The organism is Bordetella flabilis, assembly GCF_001676725.1.
Taxonomy (GTDB): Bacteria; Pseudomonadota; Gammaproteobacteria; order Burkholderiales; family Burkholderiaceae_B; genus Bordetella_C; species Bordetella_C flabilis.
The window spans coordinates 5,047,692-5,072,470 of sequence record NZ_CP016172.1 but is presented as its reverse complement, the minus strand read 5'-3'; the positions used below and the strand labels follow the sequence as shown (position 1 = coordinate 5,072,470).

At 62.5% G+C, this 24,779-nt stretch carries 23 protein-coding genes, 1 tRNA gene and 1 other annotated feature; of the genes, 12 read left to right on the top strand and 12 right to left on the bottom strand.

Translation table 11 applies throughout. From position 1 onward, the window contains the following. Positions 1–3 precede the first annotated feature (3 nt). The 8 genes from BAU07_RS22595 to BAU07_RS22560 all read left to right on the top strand — a co-directional run bounded on the left by BAU07_RS22595 (position 4) and on the right by BAU07_RS22560 (position 10,296). Positions 4–1,269 (top strand): YeaH/YhbH family protein, encoded by a 1,266-nt coding sequence (locus tag BAU07_RS22595; protein ID WP_066662766.1) that lies wholly within the window; start codon positions 4–6, stop codon positions 1,267–1,269. Further along, the gene (locus BAU07_RS22590) at positions 1,266–2,801 is read left to right on the top strand and encodes a SpoVR family protein (RefSeq protein WP_066662764.1); all 1,536 of its coding nucleotides are present in this window, start codon (positions 1,266–1,268) and stop codon (positions 2,799–2,801) included. Before BAU07_RS22595 ends, BAU07_RS22590 begins: the two co-directional genes overlap by 4 nt. Before the next feature lie 227 nt (positions 2,802–3,028). Beyond that, entirely contained in the window at positions 3,029–4,843 is a 1,815-nt protein-coding gene (locus BAU07_RS22585; protein ID WP_066662761.1) for an ABC transporter ATP-binding protein, read from the top strand. Positions 4,844–4,914: 71 nt separating this feature from the next. Then, entirely contained in the window at positions 4,915–6,444 is a 1,530-nt protein-coding gene (locus BAU07_RS22580; protein WP_066662760.1) for an ABC transporter substrate-binding protein, read from the top strand. Between the two features lie 48 nt (positions 6,445–6,492). Next, complete coding sequence (locus BAU07_RS22575) at positions 6,493–7,416, top strand: ABC transporter permease (RefSeq protein WP_066662759.1); 924 nt, start codon at positions 6,493–6,495, stop codon at positions 7,414–7,416. 5 nt (positions 7,417–7,421) lie between these two features. Beyond that, positions 7,422–8,285 carry an ABC transporter permease gene (locus BAU07_RS22570; protein WP_066665647.1) on the top strand — a complete coding sequence of 288 codons (864 nt, stop codon included), beginning with the start codon at positions 7,422–7,424 and terminating at the stop codon, positions 8,283–8,285. Positions 8,286–8,289: 4 nt separating this feature from the next. Continuing rightward, complete coding sequence (locus BAU07_RS22565) at positions 8,290–10,029, top strand: M14 family metallopeptidase (RefSeq protein WP_066662758.1); 1,740 nt, start codon at positions 8,290–8,292, stop codon at positions 10,027–10,029. 176 nt (positions 10,030–10,205) lie between these two features. Continuing rightward, positions 10,206–10,296: transfer RNA gene (locus tag BAU07_RS22560), tRNA-Ser, on the top strand. Between the two features lie 383 nt (positions 10,297–10,679). Here the strand turns inward: BAU07_RS22560 and BAU07_RS27275 are convergent. The 7 genes from BAU07_RS27275 to BAU07_RS22535 form a co-directional block, all read right to left on the bottom strand. Beyond that, the gene (locus BAU07_RS27275) at positions 10,680–11,300 is read right to left on the bottom strand and encodes a hypothetical protein (RefSeq protein ID WP_157122407.1); all 621 of its coding nucleotides are present in this window, start codon (positions 11,298–11,300) and stop codon (positions 10,680–10,682) included. A gap of 112 nt (positions 11,301–11,412) precedes the next feature. Continuing rightward, positions 11,413–11,781, bottom strand: a complete 369-nt coding sequence (locus BAU07_RS22555; RefSeq protein WP_066662756.1) for an HVO_A0114 family putative DNA-binding protein — start codon at positions 11,779–11,781, stop codon at positions 11,413–11,415. Positions 11,782–11,783: 2 nt separating this feature from the next. Continuing rightward, positions 11,784–12,059 (bottom strand): toxin-antitoxin system TumE family protein, encoded by a 276-nt coding sequence (locus BAU07_RS22550; protein WP_066662754.1) that lies wholly within the window; start codon positions 12,057–12,059, stop codon positions 11,784–11,786. A gap of 341 nt (positions 12,060–12,400) precedes the next feature. Then, the gene (locus tag BAU07_RS22545) at positions 12,401–13,213 is read right to left on the bottom strand and encodes a DUF5677 domain-containing protein (protein ID WP_066662752.1); all 813 of its coding nucleotides are present in this window, start codon (positions 13,211–13,213) and stop codon (positions 12,401–12,403) included. A 256-nt stretch (positions 13,214–13,469) separates the two neighbouring features. Then, the gene (locus BAU07_RS27270; RefSeq protein ID WP_157122405.1) at positions 13,470–13,622 is read right to left on the bottom strand and encodes an HVO_A0114 family putative DNA-binding protein; all 153 of its coding nucleotides are present in this window, start codon (positions 13,620–13,622) and stop codon (positions 13,470–13,472) included. A gap of 32 nt (positions 13,623–13,654) precedes the next feature. Further along, entirely contained in the window at positions 13,655–14,305 is a 651-nt protein-coding gene (locus BAU07_RS22540) for a DsbA family oxidoreductase (RefSeq protein ID WP_066662748.1), read from the bottom strand. Positions 14,306–14,651: 346 nt separating this feature from the next. Further along, positions 14,652–15,056, bottom strand: a complete 405-nt coding sequence (locus tag BAU07_RS22535; RefSeq protein ID WP_066662745.1) for a RidA family protein — start codon at positions 15,054–15,056, stop codon at positions 14,652–14,654. A 480-nt stretch (positions 15,057–15,536) separates the two neighbouring features. Here BAU07_RS22535 and BAU07_RS22530 point away from each other — a divergent pair, with 480 nt between their 5' ends. The 4 genes from BAU07_RS22530 to BAU07_RS22515 all read left to right on the top strand — a co-directional run bounded on the left by BAU07_RS22530 (position 15,537) and on the right by BAU07_RS22515 (position 19,450). After that, the gene (locus tag BAU07_RS22530) at positions 15,537–16,433 is read left to right on the top strand and encodes a zinc metalloprotease (protein ID WP_157122403.1); all 897 of its coding nucleotides are present in this window, start codon (positions 15,537–15,539) and stop codon (positions 16,431–16,433) included. A gap of 182 nt (positions 16,434–16,615) precedes the next feature. Continuing rightward, entirely contained in the window at positions 16,616–16,939 is a 324-nt protein-coding gene (locus tag BAU07_RS22525; RefSeq protein WP_066662739.1) for a hypothetical protein, read from the top strand. Positions 16,940–17,076: 137 nt separating this feature from the next. Next, on the top strand, positions 17,077–17,550 hold the full coding sequence (locus BAU07_RS22520; protein ID WP_066662736.1) for a cupin domain-containing protein: 474 nt from the start codon (positions 17,077–17,079) through the stop codon (positions 17,548–17,550). Positions 17,551–17,830: 280 nt separating this feature from the next. After that, positions 17,831–17,883, top strand: a sequence feature (sul1 is cis-regulatory element that is thought to sense ions involved in sulfur or methionine metabolism; They are found in Alphaproteobacteria). An 88-nt stretch (positions 17,884–17,971) separates the two neighbouring features. After that, a complete protein-coding gene (locus BAU07_RS22515) occupies positions 17,972–19,450 on the top strand; it encodes a SulP family inorganic anion transporter (RefSeq protein ID WP_066662733.1) in 1,479 nt (492 codons plus the stop codon). Positions 19,451–19,541: 91 nt separating this feature from the next. Here BAU07_RS22515 and BAU07_RS22510 read toward each other — a convergent pair whose 3' ends face one another. The 5 genes from BAU07_RS22510 to BAU07_RS22490 form a co-directional block, all read right to left on the bottom strand. After that, positions 19,542–19,853 (bottom strand): hypothetical protein, encoded by a 312-nt coding sequence (locus tag BAU07_RS22510; protein WP_066662730.1) that lies wholly within the window; start codon positions 19,851–19,853, stop codon positions 19,542–19,544. Between the two features lie 134 nt (positions 19,854–19,987). Further along, positions 19,988–20,266: a DUF3325 domain-containing protein gene (locus BAU07_RS22505; RefSeq protein WP_066662728.1), complete on the bottom strand. Its 279-nt coding sequence runs from the start codon at positions 20,264–20,266 to the stop codon at positions 19,988–19,990. Then, positions 20,263–21,966: a PepSY-associated TM helix domain-containing protein gene (locus BAU07_RS22500; RefSeq protein WP_232338185.1), complete on the bottom strand. Its 1,704-nt coding sequence runs from the start codon at positions 21,964–21,966 to the stop codon at positions 20,263–20,265. The genes BAU07_RS22505 and BAU07_RS22500 overlap by 4 nt, the downstream gene beginning before the upstream one ends. Beyond that, a complete protein-coding gene (locus BAU07_RS22495) occupies positions 21,963–22,262 on the bottom strand; it encodes a DUF3649 domain-containing protein (protein ID WP_066662726.1) in 300 nt (99 codons plus the stop codon). The genes BAU07_RS22500 and BAU07_RS22495 overlap by 4 nt, the downstream gene beginning before the upstream one ends. Next, the gene (locus tag BAU07_RS22490) at positions 22,262–24,691 is read right to left on the bottom strand and encodes a TonB-dependent receptor (RefSeq protein ID WP_198168835.1); all 2,430 of its coding nucleotides are present in this window, start codon (positions 24,689–24,691) and stop codon (positions 22,262–22,264) included. Before BAU07_RS22490 ends, BAU07_RS22495 begins: the two co-directional genes overlap by 1 nt. Positions 24,692–24,779 lie beyond the last annotated feature (88 nt).

Genomic DNA, 24,779 nt, shown 5'->3' with positions numbered 1-24,779 from the left:
AATATGAATTCACTTATCGATCGGCGTCTCAACGGACGCAACAAGAGCACGGTCAACCGCGAGCGATTTCTGCGGCGCTACAAGACCCAGGTCCGGAAGGCAGTGCGGGACTTGATACGGGAACGTTCGATCGAAGAGATGGACCAGGGCGGTGAAATCAACCTCCCCACCCGGGACATCTCCGAACCGCGCTTGCGCCACGGCGAGGGGGGCGATCGGGAGATCGTCCACCCGGGCAATCGCGAATTCGCCAAGGGCGACACCATCGACCGCCCCGAAGGCGGAGGTGGCGCGGGCGGCAGCGGCGATCCGGGCGAAGACGACTCGGTAGACCAATTCACCTTCACTCTTTCGCGCACCGAATTCCTGAACTTCTTCTTCGAAGACCTGGAGCTGCCGCATCTGGCGCGTACGCAATTGGGCGAAGTCCACCAGAAGAAGTGGCAGCGGGCCGGTTACACGACGACGGGCGCTCCCAGTTCACTCAGTGTCGGGCGCACCCTGAAGGCATCCCTGTCGCGCCGCATCGCCCTGAGCCTGGGGGCGCGCCGCGAGCTGTCCGAGGCGGAGCAAGCCCTGGAGGAACTGGAACGCAAGGGCGCGCCCGCCGCCATGCTGGCGGCCGCGCGCGCCGAGGTCGAGGAATGCCGCGGCCGGCTCGCCCGGGTGCCTTTCCTTGACGAAATCGACCTGCGCTACCGGCACCGCGTGTCGGTATCGGTGCCCATGGCCCGCGCCGTCATGTTTTGCCTGATGGATGTATCGGGGTCGATGGACGAGAACAAGAAGGACCTGGCGAAGCGCTTTTTCACCTTGCTGTACCTGTTCCTGATGCGCAAGTATGAGCATGTGGACCTCGTCTTCATCCGCCATACCGACAATGCCGAGGAAGTGGACGAGGACACGTTCTTCCATGATCCCAAGAGTGGCGGGACGGTGGTGCTGTCGGCGCTGGAACTGATGCGCGACGTCATTGCGAAGCGGTACTCCCCCTCGACCTGGAACATCTATGCCGCGCAGGCGAGTGACGGCGACTCTTTCGGCGCCGACGCCGCGCGCAGCGCGCGTTTTCTGTCCGAACACCTGCTGCCCGGCGCCCGCTACTTCGCGTATATCGAAATCCACGATACGCACGACGTGCGCAAGAGCAGTCTCTGGGCCGAGTACGAGCGCGAGCCGGCCGAGCATTTCGTGATGCGCCGCATCTCGGAGCGCGGCGAAATTTTCTCGGTATTCCACGAGCTGTTCCGCAAGGAGGCAGCAGTATGAGCAACATCCTGAGCAGCCTGGAGGCGCCGCCCGCCGGCCGGGCGGCCGCACCCATTTCGCGGGGGTCGGAGTGGACCTTCGACCTGATCCGCCAGTACGACGAAGCCATTTCCCAAGTTGCGGCGGAGTTTGGTCTCGATACCTATCCCAACCAGATCGAGATCATCACCTCCGAGCAGATGCTGGACGCCTACGCCTCCGCCGGCTTGCCGGTCGGATACCCGCACTGGTCGTACGGCAAGGAATTCATCCGTAACGAGCAGGCCTATCGGCGCGGCGCGCAAGGCCTGGCGTACGAGATCGTCATCAATTCGAACCCCTGCATCTCCTACCTCATGGAAGAGAATTCCATGGCGATGCAGGCGCTGGTGATCGCGCACGCTTGCTACGGCCACAATTCCTTCTTCAAGGGCAATTACCTGTTCCGGCAGTGGACGGACGCGGACGGCGTGCTGGATTACCTTGTCTTCGCGCGCAACTACGTCATGGCATGCGAAGACCGCTACGGCATCGAGGCCGTGGAGGAAATCCTTGATTCATGCCACGCGTTGTCGTCGCACGGCGTGGACCGCTACAAGCGGCCCAATCCGGTCTCGTACAAGGAAGAGGCGCAGCGCATTGCCGAGCGCGAGGAATACCAGCGCGTGCAGTACAACGACCTTTGGCGCACGGTGCCCAAGACCGAGCAGCCCGGGACCGAAAAGCGCCAGGTCTTTCCGGCCGACCCTGAAGAAAACATCCTGTACTTCATCGAGAAGTACTCCCCCAAGCTGCAGACCTGGCAGAAAGAACTGGTGCGCATCGTGCGCAAGGTCTCCCAGTACTTCTATCCGCAGATGCAGACCAAGGTCATGAACGAAGGGTGGGCCACTTTCTGGCATTACACCTTGCTGAACCGGCTGCACGAGAAAGGGCTGGTCGATGACGGCTTCATGATCGAGTTCCTGCAAAGCCACACCAATGTGGTGTGCCAGCGCGGGTTCGACCAGCGTGGCTACGGCGGTATCAACCCGTATGCGCTCGGTTTCGCGATGATGCAGGACATACGGCGCATTTGCGAAAACCCCACCGAAGAGGACCGGCGCTGGTTCCCCGACATCGCGGGTGGCGACTGGCAGAAGACGCTGGACTTCGCCATGCGCAACTTCAAGGATGAATCCTTCATTTCCCAGTACCTGTCGCCCCGGTTGATACGGGAATTCCGTTTGTTCGCCATCGCGGACCATGAGGAAAACCCGCAATTGGAAGTGGTCGCCATACACGACGACGAAGGGTACCGGCATGTGCGCAAGCTGCTCGCCGAACAGCACAACCGCGACAACCTCGTGCCGGATGTGCAGGTGGTGCGCTATCACCGCGACTCGGATCGGTCGTTGGTGCTGCGGCATCAGCAGACCCGTGGCCGCCCACTGGTGCCGGAAGACGCCGACCAGGTGATGAAGCACCTTGTACGCCTGTGGGGGTTCAAGGTCCGCATGGAAGAGACCGATTCCAACGGACAGACCTTGGCGTTCAGGGAGTTGTCGCCCTGACAGCCTGAATCAAGACCGTCGGATCGCCGGTACGCGATGCGGGGGGCATGCCCCCCGCTTTCTTTTGTGTTGGCAACCCGGGTTTGTCCTTAATTGGTACTGGCCACGGTAAGGGTAAAGAATCAGTCGCCGGTGTTTAAGATTTACCGATAAATCGTTAACATTCGGTTTTCCTTTTCTGTCGTATCCCTTTGCCTACGCCTCCAGATACGGTTTTGCCGCTGCTCATGCTGCGCGGTGTGTCGGTGGACTTCCCGACCGAGGACGGCATCTTCCGCGCCGTCGACGCGCTGGATCTCGACGTGTACCCGGGCCGTACCTTGGCCATCGTCGGGGAATCCGGTTCCGGCAAGTCGGTGACGTCCATGGCCATCATGCGCCTGACGGACTATACCGGTGGGCAGATCAATGGCGGCAGTATCGTCCTGCGCAGCAAGCAGGGCCACGAGGTCGATCTTACGCAGGCGTCGGATGACACGATGCGGGCCATTCGCGGCAACGACGTGGCCATGATCTTCCAGGAACCGATGACGTCGCTGAACCCGGTCTTCACGATAGGCGACCAGGTCACCGAAGCCATCATCCTGCACCAGAAGCTGTCGCGCGCGGCGGCACGCCAGGCCGCTCGTGGCTTGCTGGAGAAAGTGCGGCTGCCGGACGCGGAGCAGATGCTGGATCGCTACCCGCACCAGCTTTCAGGCGGCATGCGCCAGCGCGTGATGATCGCCATGGCGCTCTCGTGCAAGCCACGGCTGCTGATCGCCGACGAACCCACCACGGCGCTGGACGTGACCATCCAGGCGCAGATACTCAACACCATACGTGAACTGCAGCGCGACCTCGGCACGGCGGTCATCTTCATTACCCATGATATGGGCGTGGTCGCGGAGATGGCCGACGATGTCATAGTCATGCTGCGCGGTCGCAAGGTGGAGCAGGGGCCGGTGGCGCGTATTTTTGGTGCGCCGGAGCATCCCTACACCCGCGCGCTGCTGGCCGCCGTGCCGCGGCTGGGCGCGATGACGGGGCGCGATCTGCCCGTGCGCACGCCCCATGTCGTGCTGGAGGACGGGCAATTACGCGAAGTCGGCGCGACCCATGAGCAGGACACCGCGGATTACGGCACGCCCTTGCTGAGTGCCCGCGCGCTGACCACCCGATTCGATGTGGGCCGCGGCTTCCTGGGGCGCGTGACGCATCGCGTCCACGCCGTCGAAGGCGTCAATTTCGATATCTATCCCGGTGAGACGCTGGCACTGGTTGGCGAATCCGGCAGCGGCAAGTCGACGATCGGCAAGACGTTGCAGCAATTGGTCGAGCCCACGTCGGGACAGGTGCTGTACCGCGGGCGCGATATCTTCACGATGGACGGGGCTGGGCGGCGGCGTTTGCGGCAGGAGATCCAGTACATCTTCCAGGATCCGTACGCATCGCTGGATCCGCGCAAGACGGTAGAGTTCAGCATAGCGGAACCCATCGTCACGCATGGCCTGCTGCATGGGGATGCCGCGGTCGCCAGGCGCGTCGCGGAGCTGCTGGAGCAGGTCGGCCTGCAACCCGAACATGCGCGGCGCTATCCGCACGAATTCTCCGGCGGCCAGCGCCAGCGTGTCTGCATCGCACGGGCCTTGGCCAGCAATCCCAGCCTTATCATCGCGGATGAGTCGGTCTCCGCCCTGGATGTTTCCATCCAGGCACAGATCCTGAACCTGCTGATGGATCTGCAGAAGGACCGTAAGCTGTCCTATCTGTTCATCACGCACGATATGGCCGTGGTGGAAAAGGTCAGCCACCGGGTCGCGGTGATGTACCTGGGCCAGATCGTCGAAATGGGCAGCCGGCGCCGGATCTTCGAGTCGCCGCAGCATCCGTATACGCGCAAGCTGTTGGCTGCCGTTCCGGTGGCCGAGCCGGGTCGGCATATCGATACCACGCTGCTCTCCGGAGAGATTCCGAGTCCGGTACGTCGCGTGGGCGACGCGCCGCGCATTGTGCCGCTGGTGGAGATCGCGCCGGGGCATCTGGTTGCGCAACCCGCGTGAAACGGCTCAGGTCCGTCATGCAGAGAATTTCTTCATCATCATCGAATAAGCAACCGTCCCGGGAGGCGACCATGTTTACCTTCACCAAAAATGCCCGTGCGCTCGGCGCAGCGCTGGCCCTCGGCAGTGCACTGGCCGTGGCGGCACCCGTGCAAGCTGCGGGTACCCTCACCGTGGCGGTCACGCAGGATGCAGGAAGCTGGGACCCGATCGATACCTTCGTGACGTGGTGGGGCTCCGTGGGCAGCAATCTGTTCGACGGCCTGACGATGCGCGGCGCCGACATGAAGCTGCAGCCGGGCCTGGCGACCAGCTGGGAGTTCCTGGATAACGACACCCGGATCCGCTTCAAGCTGCGCGAGAACGTCAAGTTCCATGATGGCGAGCCTTTCGATGCCAATGCCGTCAAGTTCACCTTCGATCGCCTGCTGGGCGCCGAAGGCGCCAAGGGGCCGCAACAGTCCAACTACAACTCCATCGACAAGATTGTCGTGGTGGACGACCATACCGTGGACTTCCTCATGAAACGGCCGGACCCGGTCATCCTGACGAAACTGGCCGGTTACGGCGGCATGATCGTGCCCCCGAAATACATCCAGGACAAAGGCGAGGCCTATTTCAACGAGCATCCCGTCGGCACAGGTCCGTTCAAGTTCGTCGAATACAAGCCCAAGGTCAGCCTGACGCTGGCGCGCAACGACGACTACTGGGGCGGCAAGCCCAAGCTGGACCAGGTGGTGTACCGCTTCGTGTCGGAGCCGGCCACGCAGGTGGCCGAGTTGCAGGCCGGCCGTGTCGATATCGCCACCGCCGTGCCCCTGGGTCTGGTCGACACCATCAAGAAGTCGTCCAACGCCACTATCGTGAGCACCAGCGGGCCCGGTACCGTGGTTGCCCGCTACGACACGTCGCGCGGCATCACCAAGGACCGCGACGTGCGCCGCGCGCTCATCATGGCGGTGGACCGCGACGCCATCATCAAGCAGCTGCTGCTGGGCTATGCCAAGCCGATCGCCAGCTTCCAGGGTGACTTGTCGTTCGGCTACGACCCCGCGCTCAAGCCCTTGCCGTTCAACCCCGCCGAAGCCAAGAAGCTGCTGGCCAAGGCCGGGGTCAAGCCGGGCGCGGCGCTGCAGCTCGACATCCGCGGCAGCGATACGCAGTTCCGCGAGGTGGCGCAGGCCATCGCCGGCTACCTGCAAGGTGTGGGCATCAAGACCACGATCAAGCCCTACGAAACGCCGGTGCTGATCAACGACATCATCCCGCAGGGCAAGACGGGCGAGCTGTGGCAGATGTATTGGGGCGGCTGGACCTACGACTACGACAATACCGCCTACCTGATGTACCACAGCGGACAGAAATGGAATCCCTATGACAAGGACGCCAAGCTGGACGCCATGCTCGATGCGCAGCGCAATACGTACAAGACGGACGAACGCCAGAAAACCCTGCGCGAAATCGCCGCCTACGTCGCGGACCAGGCCCTGGAGATGCCGCTGTACGCGCTCGATACCGTCGTGGGCGTGAACAAGCGCGTCAAGAACCTGACCGTGCCGGGCGACATCCGCTTCCGTTTCGTCGACGCCAGTGTCGAATAAGTCTTCGCAACCCGTCGCGCGCCCCGCCAATAACGGGGCGCTCCCCGTATGATCGGATTCCTTATCAAACGCGTGCTGCAGGCCGTCTTTGTGGTGCTGGCGGTGACCTTGCTCGTATCCTATGCCGTCCGCATGACGGGCGACCCGGCCATCATGCTGAGCCAAGGCGCAGGCAGCGTCACCGAGCAGGACTTGCAGAACATACGGCAGGCCCTGGGGCTGAACCGGCCATTCTCGGTGCAGTACCTGTCGTACATGCAAGGCATCCTGACCGGCGATTTCGGCCGCAGCTTCATGGGCGGCACGTCGGTGTCGCAACTGATTGGCGATGCGCTGCCCGCCACGCTGCTGCTGGCCTTTGTCTCGCTGGCGTTGTCCCTGCTGATCTCCATTCCCCTGGGCGTGCATGCCGCCGTGCACAAGGGCAAGGCCAGCGACCAGGTGATACGCATCCTGTCGCTGGTGGGGCTGTCCTTTCCGAATTTCTGGCTGGCGCTGATGCTGGTGCTGTTGTTGTCCATCACCTTCCCGCTGTTGCCGCCTTCCGGCTGGGACGGGCCGATCAGCCTGATCATGCCGTCCTTGACCATGGCCGTAATCCTCAGCGCCACCAATGTGCGGCTGGTGCGCACCACGATGCTGGACACTCTTTCGGCGCAGTACGTGATGGTGGCGCGCAGCAAAGGCTTGCGCGAACGGGTCGTGCTCTACAAGCACGCCTTGCGCAACTGCGCGATCCCGCTGATTACCTACATGGGCTTGCAGTTTGGCGGCCTGATCGGCGGCATCGTGGTCATCGAAAAGGTTTTCAACTGGCCCGGCATGGGCACGCTGGCCTTCGACGCCATCGGTGCGCGTGATTATCCCGTCCTGCAAGGCACGGTGACTGTGCTCGCCCTGGTCATCATCATCGTCAACCTGCTGGTCGATATCGCCTACGGCATTGTCGACCCGCGTATCCGCATCCGATGAATCCCATGCAAACGACGTTGACCAAGACCGCGGCCAAGGGGCGCTCGCGCAACCGTTTCCGCTCCCTGGAATTCGTGCTGGGGGTGGTGCTGACCGCCGCCATGGTGCTGGCCGTGCTGCTGTCGGGCTGGTTGTTTCCGGACGGCGGCGAAGGCATGGACCTGGCCGCGCGCCTGACGCCGCCGTTCCAGAGCCTGGCGCATGTCCTCGGTACGGACCCGCTGGGCCGCGACGTGCTGGCCCGCGTGGTGGTGGGCGGGCAGATCTCGCTCACGGCGGGCTTCGTGTCGGTCGTCTTCGGTGCGCTGCTGGGCACCATCATGGGCCTGGTCGCCGGCTACTACCGTGGCGTATGGGACGTGATCGTGATGCGTTTCGCCGACGTGCAACTGGCCTTGCCCTTCATCCTGGTCGCGATTACGTTCATTTCGATCCTGGGTGGCGGGCTCTTCAATGTAATTTTCTTCATGGTCATTTCGCAATGGGTCCAGTACGCCCGGCTGGTGCGCGGGCAGGTGCTGGCCTTGCGCGAGCGCGAATTCGTCCAGGCGGCGCGCGCCTTTGGCGTACGCGACCTGGCCATGATGCGGCATCACATCGTGCCGAATCTGCTGGGGCCGCTGATCATCCTGATGGCGTTGAACGTGGCCAACAACATCCTGCTGGAAAGCAGCCTGACCTTCCTGGGGCTGGGCGTGGACCCGACCATCCCGAGCTGGGGCGGCATGCTGGCCGACGGACGCACCTATTTGCAGACGGCGTGGTGGATCAGCGTCTTCCCGGGACTCGCCATCATGCTTACCGTATTGGGACTGAACCTGCTGGGCGACTGGCTGCGCGACCGTCTCGATCCCACCGGAAAGGTATAAGGCCATGACAGTGTTGCTGGACAGGACTTTCGATCGCACGCTGGACGTCTGGGTAAGCGAGTTCGAACGCGAGGAGTATCGAGGCGCGCGCGTGCAGGCGTGGTTGTTCGAGGACGAGGCGGCGCGCCGCGCCGCTGAACGGCGGCTGGCGGCGGCGGGTGTCAGCGCCGTTTTCCGCAGCGCCTACAAGCCGCTGCTGCACTTCTTCCTTGAAGAAGCCGACCTGGACGGCCTGGACTCCGTGTCCGTGCGCTATCCCGTGCGTGAGGAAGCCGTGCCGCGCCGTTTCACCTTGGAGGCTTATCCCCTGGCCGGCATGCTGCGCGATGTCGATGTGAGCTTCGTGGCGGGAGATGCGGATCTGCATTACGTTGTCGAACTGCGATACACCGACGGCCGCAGCGAAACGGCGCGCGTGTTCGCCCCCAACCAGGTGGTGGAGGACCATGCCGGCGTCGTCAACCTGTCGCCTACCGGTTGGGTGCGCGTGGATGGCCGCGCCGACGGCGTGGCCATGGATGAAGCCAGGCCCACGGATGTTGCGTCGGTGTTCGCCGCCATTGTGGAATGCGTGCGGGGACATGAATGGGGCGCCACGGAGCCCTATTTTGAGCGTCTGGATATCCGCGTCGACCTGCCGGGCATCGAACGGGAGCTGGCCTACGAAGACGAGGTGGTGAGCACCCCTGAGGCCTTGCACGAGGATCTCTACTTCGGCCTGCTGGAAGTTTTCCAGCGGCACTCGGGTCGGCCCCTGGGCAACCGCGGCCTGCAGCCCGGCCAGATCGTGCCGGATGTGCGCCAGGTAGACGGGCCGTCCCGCGTTCGTGTGGAGACCGTGGCCTTCCCAGCGCCGGCGGCGATCGTACCGGACGGCGCGGGCAAGCGCCTGGACCAGGCGGATGGCCCACTGTCCTTCAGCCGCATCGCGCACGAAATGGCGCTGGTCGGCGGGGAGCCGTTCACCGTGCAGACGCGCCAGGGCCGGCCGGTGCTCTGCACCTACATCAAGGGCGAACAGAAGCCCGTGGTGATTTCCGGCGGCCAGCACGCGAACGAGACGTCGGGCGTGGTCGGGGCATTGCGCGCCGCGCATATCCTGAAGAATCGCCCCGGCGCCCATTTCGCGCTATTCGCCTCCGAGAACCCGGATGGCTATGCGCTGCATCGTGAATTGTGCGCGCACAACCCCCGCCATATGCACCATGCCGCGCGCTATTCCGCGCTGGGCGACGACCTGGCTTATCGCGAGCGCGCACCCTGGTTCGAACGCGAGGCGCGCCGCAAGGCCTTCGAAATGACGGGCGCCGAGCTCCATATCAACCTGCACGGCTACCCCGCCCATGAATGGACGCGGCCGCTTTCCGGCTACCTGCCGCGCGGGTTCGAGCTCTGGACGATACCCAAGGGCTTCTTCCTGGTGCTGCGCCACCATCCCGGCTGGGCCGCCAAGGCCAAGGCGCTGCTGGAGCATGTATCTGCCGAACTGGCCGCGAAGGTCCCCGGACTGGTCGAATTCAATGCCCGCCAGATGAAGATGTTCGAAACGCATGCCTTGCAGCGCGGCTTCGAGGTGATGAACGGCATCCCTGTGCAGCGCACCGAAGGGGTGGGCGAGGACGTGCCGCTGTCGCTGATTTCGGAGTTTCCCGACGAGACGGTGTACGGCGACCGCTTCCGCTTCGCCCATACCGTGCAGACGGAGACGGTACTGGCCGCTGTCGAGGCGTATCTGTCCCTGTAGGACAGCCGCCAAGGAAGTCTGCTAGAATCGCGGATTGCCGTTTTGCGCGTCCGTTTGTAGCAGGGCGCGGATGGGCTGGAGCGCCGCCTTCGAGCTGTTATTCAAGCGAGTAGGGGCGCCTGGTACCAGGAGTGGGATGATGGGTATTCCCCGTGTCCCCGAGCGAAACCGGATCAGGACAGGTGGCCGAGCGGTTGAAGGCGCACGCCTGGAAAGCGTGTATACGTCAAAAGCGTATCGGGGGTTCGAATCCCCCTCTGTCCGCCAGTAACATTTGGTTGCGTTCAGTCGCGGCCACTATCCCGCTAAAGCCCGCAAGTTGCGGGCTTTTTTCGTTTCAGTGGCCCCTCGGCGGGGGTACTTTTGCGGGTATTTCAAATAGACGTCGTCATAGTGCAAAAGTACCCGCACATAAGGCGTGATGCGTTGATTGGGTGATATGGGAGCGTTTTACTGCCGGTCCGAACGTCTGGTCACGACGGGCCTTTACAGGCGGCTTATGCAACGACTCGGATCGCTGGGTTTTCCACTGTGCAGACGTTTCTATGAAATGGGTCTTGTTAAGTCATCAACTCAAGAACCGCACTCATCTCCATAAACGTCGGTACCGGCCCCGCAGCTAGTCACGAGATAAGCGAAATTGCGATGCACTAGTATTGATGTATCCAAGAGATCGTCGAAATACGTTGAGGGGGCAGCGCTTCGAGGGTGACCGCAACTGATCGACCATGCCAGGCCACAAGCCGGCTTGTTGTCGTAGCGGTGACTTCGTGCACCCGTTCGGGATCTAGGAAATGTATGCTGAGTCCCATGGAATACTCTCCAGGACAAACAGGAAGAATCAGGTCATCAGCGATTTTTCCGGCCCTTCCCTTCGTTGCCGCCGACAATTTGGACACAGACTTCGACACGATCTTGGCCCAAGGCATCCAACCATCTTGACGAACGGTGAGGTCTACATCGCCGATGCCAAAGAAGGGCTTTTTGCCTTTGCCTTTGGTCAAGTGAAATGTGCCTGGGGGATGAAATGTAAGGTGAGCGGAACCAATCGGCTTCAGAGCTTTTGGATCGTGTGCGATGATGTACTGAATGGCTTGGCGGTTGAACGCGCTCCATACCCCATGGTGAACATCCATGTCGGGCGGTATAAAGGCGCGGTCATTCAGTCCGACCGAGATTGAGCCGTCTTTCTGAAAATTGATCCATGCAAATTGCGCTATTCCAGCACTCCTCTCAGCGCGAACCCGCAGCATATATTCTGGCAAGGTCACCTCCTATTCATATTGGCTATAAATCTCCGAGAGATAAAAATATCGCTAATTAGGCAAATTTCAGCACCCAGCTGCAGATAGTCGTGAGTGGGCACCAAGCATAGTGAAACCTTTAAGCGGCGAGCCGGGATACATGCATATCTACGTGGATATCCGCATAGGGGCATGACAGCGCGCCGGTTTCGGAGCGTTCGATCAGCCCCAGTTCGACCAAGGCAGTGGCATCGTCATGCACGCGCTTTACATCTCGGCTTAGACGGCGAGCGAGTTCTCGCACACCGATGCTACCAGCACCCTGCAATTCGGCCAGCATTGTCCAACGGTTCGACGTGAGGCGGGAAAAGAACGCGGCGGGTGTCTCGAAATTCAGCGTTTCACCCTGATAAGTACCTCTCTTCATACCCTTGGTAGCCGCTACGCCCGCTTCGCGCAGTGCGGCTGCCCAATCGCGCCGGGTGGTAATGGTCAGGTTTCGTTCCATGGTCATTTTCTCCGACTTACTTCAGCAATGAAGTCTTCGATCAACTGTTCGACGCTGACGAATGTGTAGGGAAGTTGGTCGCCGTCGAGGTGGCAGTGATCGCCCTTGCCCCGCTCGTTGTCGTAGCCGACCACGCGCGTATCGTCCGCGATGTACACCAAGCGGTATTTGTAGAGATGTTCCGATGGCGGAACAGGCGAGGGAAGCTTCCAAACGATCATCTCGATGATGCCATCTTCACCGACGGACTTGAACTGGTGAATGAGTTCGGCCTTCATGTTGTCAATTTAGCCAACAAGCCGTGGTGTTGTCAATATGGACAACGCGATCCAACCTGCGCCTTCCGGCTATGTCGTCAGTTGCGCGCAGCCGGCAAGAATAGCGGCTCCCCTTCGCCCAGATGGATGACGTGCAGCCGCTTCGGCCCGTTCTGATCATCGGTTAGCCACTTCCATTCGTACCAACCGTCGCCGGAACAATCGTCCGGCCGTTTTGCTTCATCAGCCAGGCCACGGCCAGCGGTCGGCGGCGATGGTCTCGATCTTGGTATTGCTAATCGCCGGCTTGCGCCAGTTCGCCGGCTTGCGCCAGTTCGCTGGCTTGTAATCCCAGAAGCACGTTAGGACCGCGCCGTGGCGCTAGGTCGAATCCCGCCGCTGCGATCCCAAACCGAATAGCGACGTTCGAGGAGTTGGTACTGTTCTCCCAATTCGGAAATCGCTGCGCTGAGTTCAGGCGTCGTGCCGGCGAGTTCTTCGTGGGATCCAAACGTGATCAGCATAGTCAGAAAGGTGAGAATTAACGCGATCGGCGTATCTTCTGGAACGCAGCGAAAGGAAACGCGGTCCGAACCATTGCCTTCGATGAAGTACAGGTCTGATGCGGTTATCGATGGGTGAGAGGCAATATGCGAAAGGTATCTGTAAAAGCTGTTGTAGAGGTCAAGCAAGCCCGCTCGGCTTGCCATGTTCTCTACTAGTATTGCCTTAGCCCCATCAAGGTCTTTCACGAAGCTCTTGAGGCCGGCGTGGTGTTCATCAAGTGCCGCTGATGGCACCCTTGTAAGCGCACTAGCCAGCTTTCCCCGCGAAGCGAGATCGTGTTGTGCTAGTTCTTCAGTCGTCACCGTATTCTTCGCTAGCGCACAAATGACAAACGATGTCTCCATAAGGCTACGGGTGAGCACCATCGCTTCAACCGGCAGTCCTCGTTCGACGAGCATCACGATCGCTTGGAAATGCGCCACGCTACGAGCGAGCAGTGTCGCGCCCACGAGCTCACGATTGCGGCGCGCTGCTTGCAGCCGCTCTGTGAGCTGCATCCCCACGCGGGAGAATGAGTAGGCGAGCTCAAAAAGATCGCCGTACCTAGCCTTTTGCTGTTCGGCTATCGTGCCCTCGGTTTCGAGGAAGCCTTCGATGGAGAACGGCATTGACGCCTCTCAAGGGCTGAGAAATTGGCAGAATGTTACACCCCTGCTACGCAAGCCTGTGGCCCCCATATAACGCGTGGTCCTTCGATCACCGAAAGCGAAAGATGCCGCGGGTATTTTTGCGGGTATTATTGATCTGCGAACTGAACAGGCGCCCAAAACACGCCACATTGCGACAAGTGTATCGAGTCCCCTCTGTCCGCCAAAATGTTCAATAAAATCAATAACATGGCTGATATTGGCTGCCAGCGTCTCCCTATGCCGTGAGCCGGAAGACGTGCATATCGACATGGATGTCCACGTAGGGGCATGACAACGCGCCGGTCTCCGACCGCTCAATCAGCCCGAGTTCGACCAGTGCGGTAGCGTCATCGTGCACACGTTTCACGTCACGGCGATGGATTGCCATCGCTGGGCGATCTGCTGCCATGGGCACGGGACTTATCCCTCTTGGGCAACCTGCCTCAGTGCCTGCTCGAACGCCTCGGGCGGCTGGCCGCCCGACACCAGATACTTGTCGTTGAGAATCACCGACGGCACTGACGTAATGCCACGATCTAGCCACAGCGTTTCGTTCTGGCGCACCTCGTCGACATAGCGATCCGACGCCAGCACTGCCCGCGCCTGCGCTTCGTCCAGGCCCGCATCAGCGGCGGCCTTCGCGAGCACCTCGGCGTCGCTGGTGTCCAGGTTCTCGTAGTGATACACCTCCAGCAGGCGCTTTTTAAGCGCCGTCTGGCTGCCCTGGTCCTGCAGACCAGCCCAATGCAGCAGACGGTGCGCGTCGAAGGTGTTGAACGACCGGTTGTCTTCCGCCATGCGCACCTTCATGCCAACCGCCGCGGCGCGTTCAGAGATCACCCGGCGGTTGGCCTGCACCTGCTCGCGGGTGTAGCCGTACTTGGCCATCAGGCGCTCGATGGTGTTCTGCCCACCTTTGGGCATGTCGGGATTCAGTTCGAACGGCTGGAAGCGCAGTTCGACGTCGGCCGCGCCCTTCACGCGATCGATGGCGGTCAGCAGGCCGCCGAGGCCTACGGCGCACCAGGGACAGGCAACGTCGGACACGAAATCGATAGTGATCTTGGGCATGAACATCTCCGGGCGGATTTTACCTAGGGTAGAGCAAAGCGTGCTGGTGTCACGCAATGTCCCTGAGCCCGCCAGGGACACCGCCTCGACAAGTCCATGCGCGCCTCGACGCGTCCATGCGCCTGGCGCGCATCCAGACAGGCGTCTCCATTGGGAAGAGGTCATGTGCGTGGCCGATTCGACGGTCTCGATCTCGGCATTGTTGCCTGGGTCGCGTAGCATCGCCCGGAAGTCCATTGGTCCATCGGCTTTTCGGGACATCGATAACTGGCAGTAGCGTCCCGTCAGGTCAAGCCTGCAGCAGATGCCTAATGCCGGCCGCCTCGAAGCCGTCCGGCATTAGGCATCAGGAGCCTGCGACTTCCGGCAGTTTGGCGATCACCTTGATTTCGAATTGGAACCCGGACAGCCAAGTCACACCGACGGCGGTTGCCGTTGGATACGGCGCCTCGCCCCAGTATTCCGCAGCTACCGCCCAGGCGCGCTCAAAGTGGGTGTCCGGATTCACCATGAACACGGTCACATCAATGACGTCGCAGAAGCTGCAGCCGGCCGCGGCCAGGATGGCGTTCAGATTCCGGAACGCCAGGCGTACCTGTTCATCGAAATCCGGCTCAGGCGAGCCATCGGGCCTGCTGCCGACCTGGCCGGACACGAACAGCAGGCCGTTGGCGCGGATCGCGGGGGAATAGCGGTGGAGGTCGTACAGGGCGTGGGGGTTAGGCGGGCTGACGACGTCGCGGGTGGTCATAAGAGGCGTTCCTTGCAAAACGATTGAGAACACGCCCACTGTAGGGTCTCAAGGGATGCGGATAAACCGTCAGTCCGCAGAATCACTGTTTGCATCAGCCAACCAATAGACGGTCGATGGATCGATGCGCTCCTGCAGCCCTTCGCCCGCGTGGTGGCGACCGGCCGGCGAGCTATCGCCGCCCAACGAGCGAGAACACCGTACTGCCAGGCGGGCCATCGCTAGCTTCCATCTAATCTACTTTGCCTGCTCAGGGACAAGAGTCGTCTGCGGCGGATAGGTTCGGGGGCAAGCGCGCGCAGCTTGCGGCCAACGTCGGTCTGGAAATCAAAATAAAAGACCTGTTTTCAAGTCAATGCCCGATTGGAGCGGTCAATATGCTTTCCACCTGACGTGTCGATTGTTTTGTGTGTTGCCTCCGAATTGCCCGTCAGCCCATGACTCCAGGGAGTGACTAAAGTGAGATTCCATGCGTGGCTGTTGGCGGCCTTGCTTCTAGGAAGCTCTTTATCGGCTCCTGCGGCGGCCGATGATTTCCGGGTGCCGTTTATCGACAGCCTCTCGGATCCCAGTAGCGACATCTTCGATCCGGCTTCGGAATATGGCGGGACGATGCGGTATTTCGTGGATCCCTCGAGTTCCTATATGACCTTCGTCGTGAACGGCTTGACCTATTCGGTGGACTGGAGCAGCAAGATCGACGAAGCGATCCAGGAATGGCAGCAAGCGGTCGGGCAGCAACTCTCGTTCACGCGCGTCACCGATGCCGGCCAGGCCAATGTCGTGATCCGCACGGGCAACAGCTCGGTGGTCGGTGGTCCCACGCAACTGGCCGGCACCCGGGTGAGACTGGGATCCGGGAGTCCGACCACGATCAATTTCTATACTGACCAGTTCCAGAGGTACTTCAGTGATGAGAATACGGTTCGGCCGGCCCTGGCATATATGAATGGCGGCACGGCGGCGGACTTGCTCAACTTCGTCACCAGATTGGCCGCGAAACACGAACTGGGCCACGCGCTCGGCTTGGCGGAATTCGGCACACGTGCGGGTCCCGGCGTGCGGGTAGCCATTCCTACCGGCGGGCTCGGCGGTACGCCGCCGGTGGTCGCGCCCATCATGGCCCCGAATCCATTCCTTTACATACGCATGTTGTTCGCTCAGAACAACCGCATGGCCGGGACGCCCAACGAGTCTTTCGTTCCTTCCGCCGGGGAGAGCCTGCTTATCGCCGACATGATCGGTATTGCACCGGCCGAGGCGGAGGCGCTGATCACATTGATGCGCGCCCAGCGGGCGACGTGCAGCAGCAGCTCCATGTGGTGCATCAAGCCACCGTACATCGATCATGGGGGCGGCGACGATGATGAGCTGTAAGCGGGCTCGGCGTCTGGCAGTGCCTGGCACGGCAGCAAGGAATGTAAGTCGCCCGATAGTGGCGAGCGCTGTCGGCGCTATAGGTACTACCGGACAAACTGAACTATCTGGACTATCCGCGCCGTGGGCCATTTCGGTACCTCGGCTCGAGCGAATTTGGCGGTCAATTCTGGAGAGGCGAAATGAAGCGACAAGCGGGGTTATTGCTGGTATCCGCGATTCTGATGCTCTGGTCCGATGTGGCGAGCGCTGGATGTGCGCAGTATACCGGTCGCGTTGCAACCATCGGGTATCTCGATACGCAGCCATTTTTTATTCTGGCGGAATATCCCTCCACCGCGCATAGCCTCGACCCCAGCTATACGCCCGAGCGGAGACGGCTGCTGTTCAGTTTGCTTCAGACTGCGCTGGTGTCGGGATTCCAGGTGCAGGTGCTTTGCAACAACTCCAATCCCAGCAATGTGCTTGGGGTAATCGTCAAGACGATGGACTTACCCACCAATTAGTCGCGCTGGTTTCGGATTTGGTCGGAAGCATGGTCGTTGGTGTTGCCCATGTCCACGTGGCTGGCAGGCGCCTATACTGCGCTGGTCGCCGCCCCGTTAACCCGCCGCTTGGGTGGCCATGCCCGGGAGGCAACGCGATGATCTTCGACTTCCTTCATTCACGCCATCAGGAAACGCCGATCTCCATTCCGCAGATCGGCCTTACCTTGAAGGTTCGCATTGCGCCGGCGCAGACGGGCGGGGTGCTTACTGCGATAGAGACGGTCAACGCACCGGGGTTTGGGCCGCCGCGGCATCGCCACCGGGAGACCGAAGTGTTCTATGTCCTCGAAGGCCGCTATCTTTTCGAGGTCGATGGGGGCCGGTTCATGGCTGACACGGGCGATGTAATTACGGTGCCCGGCGGCGCGGCTCACGCTTTCGTCAACATTACCGACAAGCCGGCGCGCCAGTACATTCAGATCCTGCCGGGGTTGGACGCCACTGCCTTTTTCCTGGGACTGGGCGATGTCATGCGTGCCGGCAAGGTGGATCCCGCCGCGCTGCGTGCTTTCGGGGCGCAGTGGCAGGTCGAATTCCTTGGCCCTCCGCTGGACGCGGCAACTCAATAGCCGATATCCCCGGCGAAGGGCCGCGCAAGGCGGCGAACCACCCACTGCCCGTCACGCACCGCCGCTTAATCATTATCGGCATCGCGTCGATCTCCGCCTTGCTGCCATTACGCACCACGCGCCAGGCATGGCAACCCGCACGGCACCACGCACGGCACTACGCGGTCCAGCCCTCTTGGTTGGCACGGACCGTGGTGCCCCAGTGAAGCGCCTGGGCGCGCCGTGTACAATCCTGCCCGACGCATCTGCAATGGATGCGCGTCGCCATGAGGGCGATTCAAGTGGACCCGGCTTGCCGGGTGGCTCGGCCGGGCGCCTATCCCTCGGACAACTCCAAGCGTCAGGGCTTGCGCCGCATGCGGCGGACCACACGACGATTTGAGCCTTATGCCCTGCTTGGCAGCTTCAGGTCAGTGAATCAATGTCTTTTCTTTCAGCTTTCCGCCGCGATTGGATGGCGAGCCCTCGTGCCGATATTCTGGCCGGCATCGTGGTTGCGCTGGCGCTCATCCCGGAAGCCATCGGCTTTTCGATTATTGCGGGCGTCGACCCGCGCGTGGGGCTGTATGCCTCGTTCTCCATAGCGGTCATCATCTCGTTCGTGGGCGGCCGGCCGGGCATGATTTCGGCGGCCACAGCGGCTGTCGCCGTGGTGGTGGTGCCTTTGGTGAAGGAATATGGCGTCGACTACGTTTTCGCCGCGACGGTCCTGATGGGCGTCATCCAGGTGATCGCGGGCTTCCTGCGGCTGGACCTGCTGATGCAATACGTGTCGCGGTCCGTGGTGACGGGGTTCGTGAATGCGCTGGCGATCCTGATTTTCATGGCGCAGTTGCCGCAGCTCATCAATGTGACGCCGGTGACGTACGTCATGGTGGCGGGCGGCCTTGCGATCATTTATCTGTTACCGCGCCTGACGAAGGCGGTGCCTTCGCCGCTGGTCTCGATTATCGTTCTGACGGCCATCTCCATCTATGGCGGCCTGCACGTCAATACCGTGGGGGACATGGGCAAGCTGCCCTCTTCGCTGCCGTTCTTCCGGATTCCGCAGGTTCCTTTCACCATCGAAACACTGCGGATCATCCTTCCCTATTCGGTGACCATGGCGGTCGTCGGTTTGCTGGAATCGCTGATGACGGCGCAGATCGTGGACGACCTGACCGACACGCCCAGCGACAAACGCCGCGAATGCAAGGGGCAGGGGATCGCCAATTTCGTGACCGGTTTCTTTGGCGGAATGGGCGGGTGCGCGATGATCGGCCAGTCGGTCATCAATGTGAAGTCGGGCGGTTCCACGCGGCTCTCCACCTTCGTCGCCGGCGCCTTCCTTCTTTTCCTTATCGTGGCGCTGGGGCCCTTGGTGGCACAGATTCCGATGCCGGCCCTGGTCGCGGTCATGATTATGGTTTCGATTGGAACGTTCAAGTGGCGTTCCATCCGCAACCTGGGCTCGCATCCGTGGCAGTCGTCGGTGGTCATGGTGGCCACGGTGCTCGTGGTGGTCTGGACGCACGACCTGGCCCGCGGGGTCCTGGTTGGTGTGCTGTTGAGCGGCGTGTTCTTCGCCAGCAAGGTGCAGCGTCTGCTCAGGGTGGATTCACGCTTGTCCCCAGATGGCCGGACCCGCACCTATACCTACACCGGCCAGGTCTTCTTCGCTTCAACCGAACGATTCGCCAAAGCCGTGGACTTCAAGGAGCCCGTGGAGGCGGTACTGCTGGATGTCTCCGCCGCCCACTTCTGGGATATTTCAGCCGTGGGCGCCATGGACAAGGTGGTGATGAAGTTGCGGCGCGAGGGAAAATCCGTGGACGTGGTGGGATTGAACGAAGCCAGCGCCACCCTGCTTGGACGGTTTGCGGTACACGACAAGGCGGCCGCGGGCTCCATCGACCACTAGTACCTGGCGGAATTGAACCTTGCGCCGCCTGTTGAACAGGCTTGTCCGACGGGTCGGAAGCGGCCTCTGCCGCACGTTGGACGTAGCCCCGTTATTTGATGACCGCGGTGCCCTGGATCACGATGCCGGGTTGTGCGGGATACACCGGGTAGGCTGGCACGACGACCGGCTCTACATATCGGGGCGCCTTGCACTTGCGTTCTTCCTTGTAGTCGCCGTTGCCTTTCCACTTGCGTTCGACCTTGCAGTTGCCGTCCCAGTATTCCTCTTTGGCATTCCCACCGTAGTACCCGCGGTGCTTTCCGCCTTTGCCGGATTCGTCCTTCCATGGATCGGCCATGGCGCCCGCATGCATCAACATGCCGAAGACGGCGCACCCCACAATAAGCGCTTTCTTTTTCATTTTCGCCTCACGTTACGATGTCCCCGGATCGTACGTAAACTCGATGGGCATGTGCGCGACAGGGTGTTACCCGATTATCAAACTGGTGACAGCCGTGTCATGTATGTGCTGCACCCTGCAGGAAGACCGCCGTGCTACGTGCTGGAACGCCCGCGGATCACCAGGGCGACATACACCAGCCCTGCAGCCAGGCTGGTGTGGCCGCTATACGCCACCAGGCCGAGTGCCCAGCCTCGCCCGGCCACAATGATGGCCAGCCCCAGGGCAAGCCCGCACCAGCCGGCGCCGCGCAGCGCATGTGCGATCGGCGCCTGCAGTTCGCGGCGGAAGATTGCCTCCTGATGCCGCGTCATGGCCAGCGCCAGGGCGGCGAAGGCGAGGATGCAAATACAGAGCGTCAGCAAATGGATCACGCGCGGTCTCCGCCGGACCCGATCCGCTCGCTGGCGCGCAACGCGCGGCCGCATGAATTGGCGGAGCCGGCAGCCGGCACGCCGCTGCGCTCGGTTAGAGTCTTATCCTGCGGCTGTCGCGCCATGCCGTTCCTGGCACGCATGTGTTCGACGCGCATCGCGAGCGCCGCGTGCAGCGCCGCCAGCGCCCACATCATCAGGTCGAATCCCGCGTAGACCCAGTCGCCCGAGGCCACGCTGTGCCAGAAGGGCCGCTGCGTGGTGACCGCATTGAGCACCGGCAGCAGGGCCAGCAAGGCCGCCGCCAGCCACAGCAGGTTAGCCCAGGCCTTGCCGGCCGGCCGCGCCAGGGCGACGAGCAAGGTCGCCGTCCACACCATGAAGAAGACATTGATCTCCCAGCTGCCGCGCCCGGCCAGGGATACGGGCAGCAGGCGGTTGCCCCACAGGTAGGCCGCCATCGCGACGGACAGGCCGGCGATGCCGGCGATATTCAGCCGCTCGACCACGTGGAAGCCGAAATGCGGATGATGCGGATTCGGCAATTTCTGGCGCCGCTTGACCGTCCACATGACTAGCCCGGTGCCGACCATGGCCGTTCCGGCCAGGCTGACGATGAAGTAGAGCCAGCGCAGCTGCAAGTCGCTGAAGCGTCCCAGATGCAAGGCGTACATGACGCCTCGCACCTCGGCCGCCGCGCCGACCCGGTCATGAACCTCCAGCAGTTTGCCGGTGGCGCCTTCGAACAGCAGGTACTGCGGGCTCATGGAAACGCGTTCGCCTTCGCCGCGCGTGACGGCGACCCGCGCGGCGGCGTCGCCGGCATGCGTGATCGTCACCCGGCCGACGTTGTTCTTGCCCCAGCGCGCCTCGGCTTGCCGCACCATGGCGCCGACCGGCGCAAGGGCGGCCTGCCGCCCGCTCGCCGCGCCGGGCTGGATGAAGGCATTGAGTTGCGCCGATAGCGCCTGGCGCTGCACCGGTGTCTTGATCGCCGCTTGCTGGCCCCATGGCATGTACATCGCCATCAGCGTGACCAGGCCGGTATAGGTGATCATCAGGTGAAAGGGCAGGCCGAATACGGATAGGGCGTTGTGGGCGTCGAGCCAGGAGCGCTGTCCCTTGCCCCAGCGAAAGGTGAAGAAGTCGGTGAAGATCTTCTTGTGCGTAATGACGCCGCTGACGATCGCCACCAGCATGAACATCGCGCACAGGCCGGCCAGCCAGCGCCCCCACAAGGGCGGCATGTAGTGGAACTGGAAGTGGAAGCGGTAGAAAAACTCGCCGCCTTGCGTGCCGCGCGCGGCGACTTCCTGCCCGGTCGCCGGATCGAAGGTGGCCGATCGGAAGGCGCGCTCCCCCGGTTTGGCGTCGGGCTTGCGCCAGAAGGCGCTGACGACGTTGCTGCGTTCCGTGGGCAGCTCCATGCTCCATTGCGCGCTTCCCGCCGCAATCGTCGCGAGCCGGGACGCGATACGCTCGGCGACCTGCGCGGGATCGGGCACCTGGTGTTGCTGCGGCAGCTCGGGCCGCATCCACTGCGAGATCTCGTCCTTGAAGTAGCTGACCGTGCCGGTCAGGAACATGGCGTAGAGCATCCAGCCCGCCAGCAGCCCCGTCCAGGTATGCAGGTCGGACATGGTCTGGCGGATGCCGCGGCCCTTGGGCCTGGCCGAGCCTGTGTGGTCAGCGCGCTTCATGGCGCGGGACCCCGTGTCCAGACGTAGCCTGCCGCCGCCAGCAAGGGCAGCGCGGCTACCAGCAAGCCGGCCCATGCCCGCCATGCGCTGCGCACGGCGAACACCCATATGGCCGCCCCCGTGTAGACGGCGAAGCTGGCCAGCATGCCGGTCAACACGCCCTGGGGAGCGGAGATGGGCAGGGCAAGCGCGGCCACGCTGCCCAGCGCCGCCAGCGCGTAGCCGCCCAGGAGGGCGGCCAGGATGCGCGAGACCAGCGGCCCCAGGCGGGCGTGCGGCGAAAAGAATGCAGGCATCAGAAGTCGATCTGGGCGGATAGCAGCAGGGTGCGAGGCGCCGCCACGGTCATGTAGGAGCCGCTGACCAGCCAGTAGTCCTTGTTGAATAGGTTTTCGATGTTGGCGCGGAAGACCACCGACTTGCCCATGACCTTGGTGCTGTACCGGGCCCCGATGTCGTAGCGCGTCCAGGCCGGCACCTTCAGGGTGTTGGACGCGTTGTAGTAGACCGACGACGTATGAATGACGCGGGCGTTCAGGCTCAGACCCTGGACCCACGGGGTATCCCAATCCACGCCGAGGTTGAAGGCATTGCGCGGCACGCCGTTGGCATCGTTGCCGTCGTTGGTGCCGCCCGCGGTGCGCGTCAGCTTGGCGTCGTAGAACGTGGTGCTGGCCATCATGCGCAGGCCAGGCATCGCCTCGCCATACGCCGCGAGCTCCAGCCCGCGGTTGCGCTGCTCGCCGTCGAAGCTGTAGATGTTGGTATCGGGGTCCGTGACCGAGTTCGGCCGCGTAATCTGGAACACCGATGCGCTGGTCATCAGCGCGCCCCAGTCGACCTTTACCCCCGCCTCGTATTGCTTGGACTTGTAGGGCGCGAAGACCTGGCCCGCGTTGGCGGCCGTGGCGGGCGCGATGCCCCCGCGCGTCAGGCCCGAAGTGAAATTCCCGTACAGCGACACGTTCGAGACCGGCTTGAAGACGATGCCCGCCAGCGGCGAAATCGCGTCCTCGTCGTAGGAAGAGGTGCGCGCGCCGGTGCTGGTGGAGTAGTTGTCCAGGACCACCTGTTGCCGGCGCAGCCCGCCTGTGATCAGCAGGCGGTCATTGGCGAAGGAAAGCGTGTCGGTCAGCGCCAGGCTGGTCAGTTCCGTGTTCGACGCTTTACTGGGCGCGCCGCGATGCGCGGTGATGTCCGGCAGGTCGGACGGGTGGTAGATATTGGACCGTGCCGTGGTGGCCGACGTCACATAGGCATTGCCGGCTTCCTGGTCCAGCCGCGTGGCGCCCAAGGTAAGCGTGTGATGCACCCCCAGGGTGTCGAAGTTGGCGCGCATGCCGATCTCTCCCGTCTTGGTGCGGGAGTAGGAGTCGTAGTAGGCATTGGTGACCGTGAAATTGCCCTGCGCGTCGGCCGGGCCGGAAGGGAAGGTCTGGTCCGCGGAGCCGTAGCGGTAACCTCCCGCCGCGTAGACGGTAAGGTTGTCGGTGATGTCGTACTCGAGGCGGGTGGCGATGGTGGAGTCGGCCAGCTTGAGCTCCGTGCCCGGGAACCAGTTGCGGTGCCCCGAAGGCGGCGACGGCAGCGACGTCACGGACGACTGGAACCCGATCTGCGGCCGGAAGTTGTCGGTATCCTCGCGCTGGTCGTAGGCGTCCAGCGACCAGCGCAGTTTTTGTCCGCGGTAATCCAGCGCCACCGCACCCAGGCCTTGCTGCTGCCGGCTGTCGTCGATGGCAGTTTCGCCATCGCGGTACAGGCCGTTGACCCGGATACCCCACTCGTTGTTCTCGCCGAAGCGGCGGCCCACGTCGAACTGGCTGCCCAGCTGGCCCTTGCTCTGGTAGGTGGTGGTCAGGCGCGTCAGGGGATCATCGCCCGCGCGCTTGGTGACGATGTTGATCGCGCCCCCTACGCTGCCGTTGGGACCGATACCGTACATCAGCGTGCCCGGACCCTTGAGCACTTCCACGCGTTCCATGATTGCGGTGGGCATGCGGCTGGCGGACGCCAGGCCGTACAGGCCGTTCAGGCCGACGTCGCCGCTGGCGACGGTATAGCCGCGAATCTGGAAGTCCTCGCCGAAGCCTCCGCTGGAGGTCAGCACGCGCACCGACGATTCGTTGACCACCACGTCGGCAAGCGTGCGAGCCTGCAGATCCTGCAGCGTTTCGGCGGTGTAGTTGGTGGTATTGAAGGGGACGTCCATGACGTCGGACGTTCCCAGTATGCCCAGGCCTCCGCCGCTGGCGATTTGTCCGCCGGCATAGGGTGCGGGCAGGCCGTCGCCGCCCGCGGCCTGGACCGTTACGGTGGGCAGCTGCACCGCATGGCCGGCCGCGCCGGCGGGCCTGCTCAATACATAACTGCCATTGGATTGCCGTACTGCTTCGATGCCCGTGCCGGCGAGCAGCGCGGCCAGGCCGCTTTGCACGGTATGGTTGCCCGTCAAGCCCTGGCTATGCCGGCCGGCCGCGATGTCGGGCCTGAAGGACAGCATGATGCCTGCCTCGCGTCCGAAACGGTTGAGCACGTCCTCGAGCATTCCAGCGGGGATGTCATAGCTGCGGCTTTCCGCCTCCTGTGCATGGACCGCGAGCGGTGCCGCCAATGCCGGCGAGGCGACGAGGCCGCACAAGGCGATGCGCCCCGCGGCGCATGCCCATGCCGTACGCCGGAATGGAAGAGTTGTTTGGCGCTTGCGCGCCCGGACCTGGTTCATGGACTGGCCTTCTATCGGGTGGATGAGGAATTGGGGTTCTCATCCGCCATGACCCGCGAGAAACGAAAACGGATCAGCGTGGGGCCAC

What these genes read in the sequence shown, in the direction of transcription:
- BAU07_RS22595 (WP_066662766.1), top strand. Translation starts at nt 4, where the DNA reads ATGAATTCACTTATCGATCGGCGTCTCAACGGACGCAACAAGAGCACG.
- BAU07_RS22585 (WP_066662761.1), top strand. Translation starts at nt 3,029, where the DNA reads ATGCTGCGCGGTGTGTCGGTGGACTTCCCGACCGAGGACGGCATCTTC.
- BAU07_RS22580 (WP_066662760.1), top strand. Translation starts at nt 4,915, where the DNA reads ATGTTTACCTTCACCAAAAATGCCCGTGCGCTCGGCGCAGCGCTGGCC.
- BAU07_RS22540 (WP_066662748.1), bottom strand. Translation starts at nt 14,305, where the DNA reads ATGCCCAAGATCACTATCGATTTCGTGTCCGACGTTGCCTGTCCCTGG.
- BAU07_RS27270 (WP_157122405.1), bottom strand. Translation starts at nt 13,622, where the DNA reads ATGGCAATCCATCGCCGTGACGTGAAACGTGTGCACGATGACGCTACC.
- BAU07_RS22575 (WP_066662759.1), top strand. Translation starts at nt 6,493, where the DNA reads ATGATCGGATTCCTTATCAAACGCGTGCTGCAGGCCGTCTTTGTGGTG.
- BAU07_RS22525 (WP_066662739.1), top strand. Translation starts at nt 16,616, where the DNA reads ATGAAGCGACAAGCGGGGTTATTGCTGGTATCCGCGATTCTGATGCTC.
- BAU07_RS22590 (WP_066662764.1), top strand. Translation starts at nt 1,266, where the DNA reads ATGAGCAACATCCTGAGCAGCCTGGAGGCGCCGCCCGCCGGCCGGGCG.
- BAU07_RS22550 (WP_066662754.1), bottom strand. Translation starts at nt 12,059, where the DNA reads ATGAAGGCCGAACTCATTCACCAGTTCAAGTCCGTCGGTGAAGATGGC.
- BAU07_RS22490 (WP_198168835.1), bottom strand. Translation starts at nt 24,691, where the DNA reads ATGAACCAGGTCCGGGCGCGCAAGCGCCAAACAACTCTTCCATTCCGG.
- BAU07_RS22510 (WP_066662730.1), bottom strand. Translation starts at nt 19,853, where the DNA reads ATGAAAAAGAAAGCGCTTATTGTGGGGTGCGCCGTCTTCGGCATGTTG.
- BAU07_RS22570 (WP_066665647.1), top strand. Translation starts at nt 7,422, where the DNA reads ATGCAAACGACGTTGACCAAGACCGCGGCCAAGGGGCGCTCGCGCAAC.
- BAU07_RS22565 (WP_066662758.1), top strand. Translation starts at nt 8,290, where the DNA reads ATGACAGTGTTGCTGGACAGGACTTTCGATCGCACGCTGGACGTCTGG.
- BAU07_RS22545 (WP_066662752.1), bottom strand. Translation starts at nt 13,213, where the DNA reads ATGCCGTTCTCCATCGAAGGCTTCCTCGAAACCGAGGGCACGATAGCC.
- BAU07_RS22535 (WP_066662745.1), bottom strand. Translation starts at nt 15,056, where the DNA reads ATGACCACCCGCGACGTCGTCAGCCCGCCTAACCCCCACGCCCTGTAC.
- BAU07_RS22500 (WP_232338185.1), bottom strand. Translation starts at nt 21,966, where the DNA reads ATGAAGCGCGCTGACCACACAGGCTCGGCCAGGCCCAAGGGCCGCGGC.
- BAU07_RS22515 (WP_066662733.1), top strand. Translation starts at nt 17,972, where the DNA reads ATGTCTTTTCTTTCAGCTTTCCGCCGCGATTGGATGGCGAGCCCTCGT.
- BAU07_RS22520 (WP_066662736.1), top strand. Translation starts at nt 17,077, where the DNA reads ATGATCTTCGACTTCCTTCATTCACGCCATCAGGAAACGCCGATCTCC.
- BAU07_RS22555 (WP_066662756.1), bottom strand. Translation starts at nt 11,781, where the DNA reads ATGGAACGAAACCTGACCATTACCACCCGGCGCGATTGGGCAGCCGCA.
- BAU07_RS22495 (WP_066662726.1), bottom strand. Translation starts at nt 22,262, where the DNA reads ATGCCTGCATTCTTTTCGCCGCACGCCCGCCTGGGGCCGCTGGTCTCG.